Source organism: Mesorhizobium sp. M8A.F.Ca.ET.021.01.1.1, from assembly GCF_003998025.1.
Classification (GTDB): domain Bacteria; phylum Pseudomonadota; class Alphaproteobacteria; order Rhizobiales; family Rhizobiaceae; genus Mesorhizobium.
Window position 1 is genome coordinate 1 of record NZ_RZSJ01000274.1, and the last position, 7,653, is coordinate 7,653.

The following is a 7,653-nucleotide window of genomic DNA, read 5'->3' on the forward strand; positions in this document are numbered from 1 at the left end:
GTACGCCAGGCGTTCCTCGACGACAGCGGTGTCGCCAATGTCGCGGAGATCATCCGCGTCCTGCATTCGCGCTTCTTCCTCAACGCGCTGGTCAACACGGTGACGATCTCGGTCGCGGCGACGGCCGGATGCCTGATCGTCGGCCTGCTGCTGGCGCTGATCCTCGCCTTCGTGCCGTTTCCCGGCAGCGGCTTCATAGCCCGGCTGATCGACACCTTCATCGCCCTGCCGACCTTCCTGGTGACGCTTGCCTTCACCTTCCTTTACGGCTCCGCCGGCATGCTCAACTCGGGGCTGATGGAGGCCTTCTCGCTGCCGCTGCCGCCTGTCGATTTCCTCTATTCGACCTGGGGCGTCGTGCTGGCGGAAGTCACGGTGTATACACCCTTCATCCTGCGGCCGCTGCTCGCCGCCTTTTCGCTGGTCGATCGCGGCCAGATCGAAGCGGCAAGCGTGCTTGGCGCCAGGCCGTTCCGCATTGTCCCCCAAGTCATCCTGCCGGCGGCGGTGCCCGCGCTCGTCGCTGGCGGCAGTCTCTGCCTGCTGCTCACCGTCAACGAATTTGGCATCGTGCTGTTCATCGGCGCCAAGGGCGTCATCACCCTGCCGCTGCTGATCTACGGCAAGGCGATCCAGGAATCGGCCTACCAGGTCGCCTGCATCATCGCCGTGGTCAACATCGCGCTGTCGCTCGGCTTGTTCGGTCTCTACCGGTTTGCCGCCGGCCGGTTGGGAGTCTAGCCATGCTGGTCTGGTCGCGCTCCGGCCGCTTGATCATCTGGGTGATCTTCGCGCTGATCTTCGGCGTGCTGTTCCTGGCGCCGCTGGCGGTCATCCTCTTGTCCAGCCTCGCCGACCAATGGAACGGCGTGCTTCCCAATGGCTTGACCACGCAGCACTATGCCGACGTCGCCAAGGGCGCGGCCTGGAACGCGGTCAAGGCGAGCCTCGTCACCGGCTTCGCCGCAAGTGCATTGGCACTGATCAGCGGTACCTGGGCGGCGTTGTCGCTTCGCCTGCAAGGGCCGGCCTTGAAGCGGCTGCTCGGCCTCTTGTTCTTCATCCCGAGCGCCGTGCCGTCGGTGTCCGTCGGCCTCGGCCTGCTGGTTGCGTTCAGCCATCCGCCGCTGTTGCTCAACGGCACGATCGCAATCGTCATGATCGCGCATTTCGTGCTGATCTCGGCTTTCACCTTCGGCAACGTCTCGGCGGGACTTGCGCGGCTGTCGCCCGACTTCGAGCAGGTCGCGTCAAGCCTTGGCGCGAGGCCAGCCTACCGGCTCTGGCATGTCACGCTGCCCTTGCTCGCGCCTTACCTGGTTGCAGCCTTCGGACTGAGCTTCGCGCTCTCCATGGGCGAGCTTGGCGCGACCGTGATGGTCTATCCGCCGGGCTGGGTGACGCTGCCGGTGTCGATCTTCTCGCTCACCGATCGTGGTGACATCTTTGCCGGGGCCGCGCTCACCATGATCCTGGTGGCGGCGACGCTGGTCCTGCTGCTTGGGCTGGAGCGCATCACCAAGCGTGCCACCGGTTCGTAGGCGCTGAAGCTCAGCTCTGCGCCGGCTGCCGTTCGACGATGTAGATATGGTCGGCCGCCAGCACCACCTCGCCGCGCTGGTTGATGACCTCGCATCGCTCGATCACGCGTCCCGACCCAGGCCGCTTCGGATCGTCCTCCTTGGCCGCGATGGTGGTGCGCGTACGGATCGTGTCGCCGATGAACACCGGCTTGATGAAGCGCAGCCGGTCATAGCCATAGGAAAAGGCGACAGGGTTGATCACGTTCGCCGTCAGCCCGATGCCGACCGAGAACACCAGCGTGCCATGCGCGATGCGCTGGCCGAACGGCGTCGTCTTCATGAATTCGGCGTCCATGTGGTGCGGGAAGAAATCGCCGGTGTGGCCGGCATGAACGATGAAGTCGGTCTCGGTGATGGTGCGGCCGCTGGTGAGGCGTGACGAGCCGATCTCGTAGTCCTCGAAATAGGTGATCTGTTCCATCAGGGCCTTTCCGCGATCGGCGTCGCAGGCGCCGCGCTCGAACGATAGGCCGCTTCCACCAGCGCCATTGTGTTCCAGGCGTCGTCGACCGAGCTTATCAACTCATCGTCTTCGCCTGATGCAAAGCGCTGGACATTGGCCATGCGGCCGACGAAGGCGTCGGGAAACCATTCGCCGGCCAAAGGCACTGATATCCAATCGCTCCCGCCTTTCGGATAGATCTCCAGAATATCCGGCTCGCCCTTGGGATAGTCGAGGTTGAGGCCGAGCTTCAGATAGGCCGCACCCTCGGTGCCGCTGATGCGGAACTCGCAGGCCTGGTGCCGGCGCCCGAACTTGTGGTCGTGGTTGATCGACAGCGCGCAGCGCACCGTGTCGCCATAGTCGAGAATGGCACTGGTGCGCGTCTGCGCCACCTTATGGCTGGGGTGGCCAAGCGTCTTGGCATGCACGCCCTTGGGATCGCCGAGCAATTGCCGGATCAGGTCGAGATAGTGGATCGAGTGCATGGCGATCTCGACGCGCGGCGCCTTGAGCAGGAATTCCCACAACTGCCACGGCGTCGCCAGCGCCAGCCAGGCGTCGAAGTCGACGACCTCGCCGAGCCAACCCTTGGCGATTGCGTCCTTCAGCGCCAGCATCATCGGCGCGAAGCGCAGCTGGAAATTCACCGCCGCCTTGAGCTTCTTGGCGCGGCAGATTTCGAGGATTTCGGTTGCTTCGCCGAGATAGTTGCCCATCGGCTTCTGGATCAGTGCGAACGCACCGTCGGGCAGAGCCTTCAGGATCTCGGCATGCCGCCCCGGTGGCGTTGCCAGATCGAAGATCGCGTCCTTCACTGCAGCGGCTTCTTCCGCCGAACGGAACGCCGTCACACCCCATGTGTCGGCCAGGACCCGCGCCTTGGCCTGGTCCGGATCATAGAGGCCGGCGATCTGAAATCCCGCCTTCCGGTAGGCGGGAAAATGCGCATCGCCGACGATGGAGCCGGCGCCGAAGGTGACGATCGGCCGGGACTTTGAGGGTTTGGGCCAGGACTGGACGAGCGAGGCAGGGTCGAAACCGCCCTCAGTCCCTTCAGTCATGGTGAAAAACCTCGTCCATCTCGGCCCACCACTCGCCCTCCTTGCGTGTCGCCAGCGGCTCCTGACAAGGTATGCAGACCGCCCACCACTCCTGCGTCCTGGGATCAGCGGCCATTTTGGCCATGTCGGCGGCATAGTCGGTGCCATGGTATTCGAAATTGGAAAACAGCAGGTTTTCCGGCCGTTTCAGGTAGATCGAGTAATTCTTGATGTTGCAGGCCGAAATCATTGTCAGCACATCAGGCCAGACGGCGGCGTGCAGGCGGACATATTCCTCGACCTTTTCCGGTTTTAGCCCCAGTACAAATCCCATCCGCTGCATATCAGCTCCCTTATGCCGTGATCGCCTTGGTGAATTCGGCGATGCTCATGCTCTTCACCGCGTCCCAGTCCCAATCGATGCCGATACCCGGTTCGTCGGGCGCCAGCGCGTGCCCATCCTCGATGCGCATGTGCCTGCCGGTCAACTCATCGAGTTGCGGAATGTACTCGACATACCGGCCGTTCTGAACAGCGCAGGTCAGGCTGACATGTAGTTCCATCAGAAAATGTGGACAGACCGGAATGTCGAAGGCTTCCGCCGCGTGGGCGATCTTGAGCCAGGGCGTGATGCCGCCGATGCGGCCGACATCGACCTGTACGATCGAGCAGGCGCCCTTCTGCATGTATTCCCGGAAGTGGCGCATGGAATAGAGCGACTCGCCAATCGCAATCGGCGTCGGCGTCGAGGTCGACAGCCTGATATGCCCGTCTATGTCGTCGGCCGGCAGCGGCTCCTCGATCCAGGCAAGATCGAGTTCGCGCAGCCTGGCTGCGCGGCGGATCGCCTCGTCGACGGAGAATCCCTGATTGGCGTCGGTCATGATCTCGTAGCCGTCGCCCACCGCCTTGCGCACCGCCGACAGGCGGGCAAGATCCTCGGACCCATGCGGCCTGCCGATCTTCACCTTTGAGCCGCGAAAGCCCTTGGCCTTGGCGGCGAGCGCATCATCGACCAGCGCCTGCGTTTCGATGTGCAGCCAGCCGCCCTCGGTCGTGTAGAGCGGGCAGCGGTCCTTGGCGCCACCGGCCAGTTTCCACAGCGGCAGGTTCTGCTTCTTCGCCCTGAGATCCCAGAGCGCCGTGTCGATCGCCGCGATGGCGATCGCCGTGATCGCGCCGATCGTGGTCGCATGCGTGGCGAATTCCAGATCGTGCCAGATCGCCTCGATCATGTCGGGGTCGCGCCCGATCAGGCGCGGCGCCAGATGGTCGCACAAGAGCCGCATCGCCGAGGAACCGCCAGTGCCGATCGTGTAGCTGTAGCCGGTGCCGACCGCGCCGTCGGAATCGGTGATCGTCACGATTGGCGTTTCCTGGCTGACGAAACTCTGGATAGCGTCGGTGCGCTTGACCTTGGGCACAAGGTCCACCATCCGCAACTCTATCTTTTCGATCTTGGCCATGTCGGTCATCTCCGCAAAGTCTTGCCGGTGTCGGCGGCAAACAGATGCGCCTGCGACAGGTCGAGGCTCATCGCCACTTGTTCGCCCGGCTTCAGCGGTCGCGGGTTCAACATGCGCGAGACCCAGTCGCTGCCGTTGAACTCGACGAACACCAGCGTCTCATTGCCGAGCGGTTCGGTGACGGTGATCGGCAGCTCTATCTGGTGCACGTCAGCGGCACCACCGGAGCTGATGCCATGGCCGGTCGGATAGATGTCGTCGGGCCGCAGCCCGAACACGACCTTGTCGCCGGTGGCGACGTTGGCCTTGAACTGGGCGGGCAAAGGCAGCTTTTCGCCGCTGGCGAAAACCAGTTGGCCATTGTCGACCGTCGCCTCGTGCAGGTTCATCGGCGGCGAGCCGATGAAGCCGGCGACGAAGCGTGTCGCCGGCCGCCGGAATACTTCGTCGGGCGTGCCGACCTGTTCGATGTGGCCGTCGCGCATGATGACGATGCGGTCGGCAAGCGTCATCGCCTCGACCTGGTCGTGGGTGACGTAGATCACCGTCGATTGCACCTTGGCGTGCAGCTTCTTGATCTCGGTGCGCATCTGCGTGCGCAGTTTGGCGTCGAGGTTGGAGAGCGGCTCGTCGAACAGGAAGACATCGGGATCGCGCACGATGGCGCGGCCCATCGCGACGCGCTGCCGTTGCCCGCCGGAGAGTTGCGACGGGCGGCGGTCGAGCAGTGTGTCGAGGCCGAGGATGGCCGAAGCCTCGGCAACGCGGCGGTCCATGTCTTCCTTGGCGGCCCCGGCGATCTTGAGTGAAAAGCCTAGATTCTCGCGCACCGTCATATGCGGGTAGAGCGCGTAGGACTGGAACACCATGGAGATGTTGCGCGAGCGCGGCGGCAAATCGTTGACGACGCGCCCGCCGATCTCGATCGAGCCGGCGCTGATCTCTTCCAGCCCGGCGATCATGCGCAGCGTCGTCGACTTGCCGCAGCCGGACGGGCCGACCAGCGCGATGAATTCGCGGTCGGTAATATCGAGATCGATGCCATGCACGATCCCGATATTGCCGTAGCGCTTGGTCAGTTTTTTGAGGGAAACCGTTGCCATGGGGTCAGCCTTTCACCGCGCCGGAGGTCAGGCCGCCGACAAGGTGTTTCTGGACAATGTAAGTGAGGGTGAGCGCCGGAATGATCATCACCACGGCGAGCGCGCACATGCCACGCCAGTCGATGGTGAACTCGGCCGTGTAGTCGAGCAGGCCGACCGGCAGCGTCTTGGCGCTGACCGAGCGGGTCAGTTGCGAGGCCAATGCGAACTCGTTCCAGCAGGTCAGGAAGGCAAAGATTGCCGCCGACGCAATGCCCGGGCCGGCAAGCGGAAACTCGACTTGCCAGAAGGCCTGCCAGCGCGTGCAGCCGTCGATTTGCGCCGCTTCCGCAAGGTCCTTCGGCACCTGGCGGAAGAAGCCGTCGATCAGCCAGATGGTGAAAGGCACGTTGAGCGCGACATAGGCGAGGATCAGGCCGAAATGCGTGTCGATGATGCCGAGCCGCACATAGAGGAAGAACAGCGGCAGCGACAGCGCGATGCCCGGCACCGTGCGCGTCAGCATCAGTCCGAGGAAAACGCCGGATTTGCCGCGGAAGCGGTAACGCGCGAAGGCATAGCCGCCGGCCATGCCGATGGCGACCGCGATCACCGTCGAGGTCACGGAGATGATCAGCGAGTTGCGGAAATATTCGATGACCGGGATGCCGCCCTTGCCGATGCCTGAGAACATCGCGACATAGGCGTCGAACGAGATATCCTGCGGGATCCACACCGGCGGCTTGGCCATGATCTCGACCGTCGGCCGCAGCGACGACAGCACGATCCAGAGGCCGGGCAGGCAGATGGTCAGCATCGCCAGGAACAGGCCGACGCGATAGACGATACCAAAGAGCCGGCGCTTCAGGCGGGCGGAAGAATTCTCGTCCATTTTCACCACTCCGCCCTTCACCACTCAGCGCCGATCTGCGTGCGCGCCGCGGCGAGCTTGTTGAAGAAATAGACGGTGAAGGCGATCGACAGCAGGATCGAGAAATAGGCCATGGCGTTGGCCATGCCCATGCGTCCGTCGCTGTAGGCGGTGCGGGCCACCAAAGTCCACAACAGCTCGGTGCGCCCCGCCGGCCCGCCATCGGTCATGATCTTGACGATGTCATAGGCGCGCGCGACGTCGAGCGAGCGGATGGTCATGGCGATGTAGGCGAATGGCATGACGAAAGGCCACGTCACATAGCGGAATGTCTGCCACGGGGTGCAGCCATCGACGCGCGCCGCCTCGATCGGCTCCTTGGGCATGGCGAGCAGCCCGGCGAGGATCAGGATGGCGAAGATCGCCGTCGAGGACCAGATCTCGGCAATCGAGATGGCGATGAAGGCGAGATGGCCTTCGATCAGCCAGGGGATGGCATCCCTGGTGATGCCAAGCGACTGCAGGGCGTTGTTCACCAGGCCGATATTGTCGTTGAACATGAACTTGAACTGGAAGCCGACGAGGATCGGCGAGAACATCATCGGAAACATCATCAGAGTGCGCAGGATGCGCTGCCCGCGCGTCGCCTTCTCGACCAGCATCGCCAGGCCGAGGCCAAGCAGCATTTCGAGATTGAGCGCGATCGTCAGCAGCAGAACCGTGCGCCCGAACGCCCACCAGAAATCGGTGTTGCCTAGGATCAAAAGATAGTTGCGGAAACCGACGAAGACGAAAAACGTCTCGGGCTTGGTCAGCCGGAACGGCGTGAAGCTGGAATAGAGCGAGAGCAGCAACGGCACCACGACGACCGCCGCCAGCACGATGATAGCCGGAAGCAGCAGCAGGAATGGCGCGGATGGCTTGAAGCCCTTCATCGGGGTCCTTTGGTGTCTGGCATGCAATGTTGGGCCGAGGCCCGATCCGGTGAACAGTACCGGCAAGACGCGATCGCCTCCCCCATTCACGATGGGAGAGGCGGCCTTTGGAGCATTGGTTAGAGTTTGCCGGCGTCCTGCAGGATCTGCGTCGCCTTGGCGGCGGCTTCATCCAGTGCCTGCTTGGAGGTCTTGTCGCCGAGGATCGCGGCCTGCAGCTCGGGATAGACG

Annotated in this window: 9 protein-coding genes; 2 read left to right on the forward strand and 7 right to left on the reverse strand. The window is 63.3% G+C overall.

Annotated features, from left to right (window positions below):
* Together EOA36_RS20475 and EOA36_RS20480 are read left to right on the forward strand one after the other, a co-directional pair.
* On the forward strand, positions 1–741 hold a 741-nt coding region (locus EOA36_RS20475), incomplete at its 5' end, for a 2-aminoethylphosphonate ABC transporter permease subunit (protein WP_127279169.1).
* 2 nt (positions 742–743) lie between these two features.
* On the forward strand, positions 744–1,541 hold the full coding sequence (locus EOA36_RS20480; RefSeq protein ID WP_127279170.1) for an ABC transporter permease subunit: 798 nt from the start codon (positions 744–746) through the stop codon (positions 1,539–1,541).
* 10 nt (positions 1,542–1,551) lie between these two features.
* Here EOA36_RS20480 and EOA36_RS20485 read toward each other — a convergent pair whose 3' ends face one another.
* The 7 genes from EOA36_RS20485 to EOA36_RS20515 are packed head-to-tail and all read right to left on the reverse strand — an operon-like array spanning position 1,552 to position 7,422.
* The gene (locus EOA36_RS20485) at positions 1,552–2,007 is read right to left on the reverse strand and encodes a MaoC/PaaZ C-terminal domain-containing protein (protein WP_167531368.1); all 456 of its coding nucleotides are present in this window, start codon (positions 2,005–2,007) and stop codon (positions 1,552–1,554) included.
* Positions 2,004–3,089, reverse strand: coding sequence for a Gfo/Idh/MocA family oxidoreductase (locus tag EOA36_RS20490; RefSeq protein WP_127279172.1), 1,086 nt, complete (start codon positions 3,087–3,089; stop codon positions 2,004–2,006). The genes EOA36_RS20485 and EOA36_RS20490 overlap by 4 nt, the downstream gene beginning before the upstream one ends.
* Complete coding sequence (locus EOA36_RS20495) at positions 3,082–3,411, reverse strand: L-rhamnose mutarotase (RefSeq protein ID WP_127279173.1); 330 nt, start codon at positions 3,409–3,411, stop codon at positions 3,082–3,084. The genes EOA36_RS20490 and EOA36_RS20495 overlap by 8 nt, the downstream gene beginning before the upstream one ends.
* A gap of 10 nt (positions 3,412–3,421) precedes the next feature.
* The gene (locus EOA36_RS20500) at positions 3,422–4,534 is read right to left on the reverse strand and encodes a mandelate racemase/muconate lactonizing enzyme family protein (protein ID WP_127279174.1); all 1,113 of its coding nucleotides are present in this window, start codon (positions 4,532–4,534) and stop codon (positions 3,422–3,424) included.
* A gap of 5 nt (positions 4,535–4,539) precedes the next feature.
* The gene (gene ugpC / locus EOA36_RS20505; RefSeq protein WP_127279175.1) at positions 4,540–5,637 is read right to left on the reverse strand and encodes a sn-glycerol-3-phosphate ABC transporter ATP-binding protein UgpC; all 1,098 of its coding nucleotides are present in this window, start codon (positions 5,635–5,637) and stop codon (positions 4,540–4,542) included.
* Positions 5,638–5,641: 4 nt separating this feature from the next.
* Positions 5,642–6,508: a carbohydrate ABC transporter permease gene (locus EOA36_RS20510; protein WP_127279176.1), complete on the reverse strand. Its 867-nt coding sequence runs from the start codon at positions 6,506–6,508 to the stop codon at positions 5,642–5,644.
* A 17-nt stretch (positions 6,509–6,525) separates the two neighbouring features.
* Entirely contained in the window at positions 6,526–7,422 is an 897-nt protein-coding gene (locus EOA36_RS20515) for a sugar ABC transporter permease (protein ID WP_127279177.1), read from the reverse strand.
* Between the last annotated feature and the right edge of the window lie 231 nt (positions 7,423–7,653).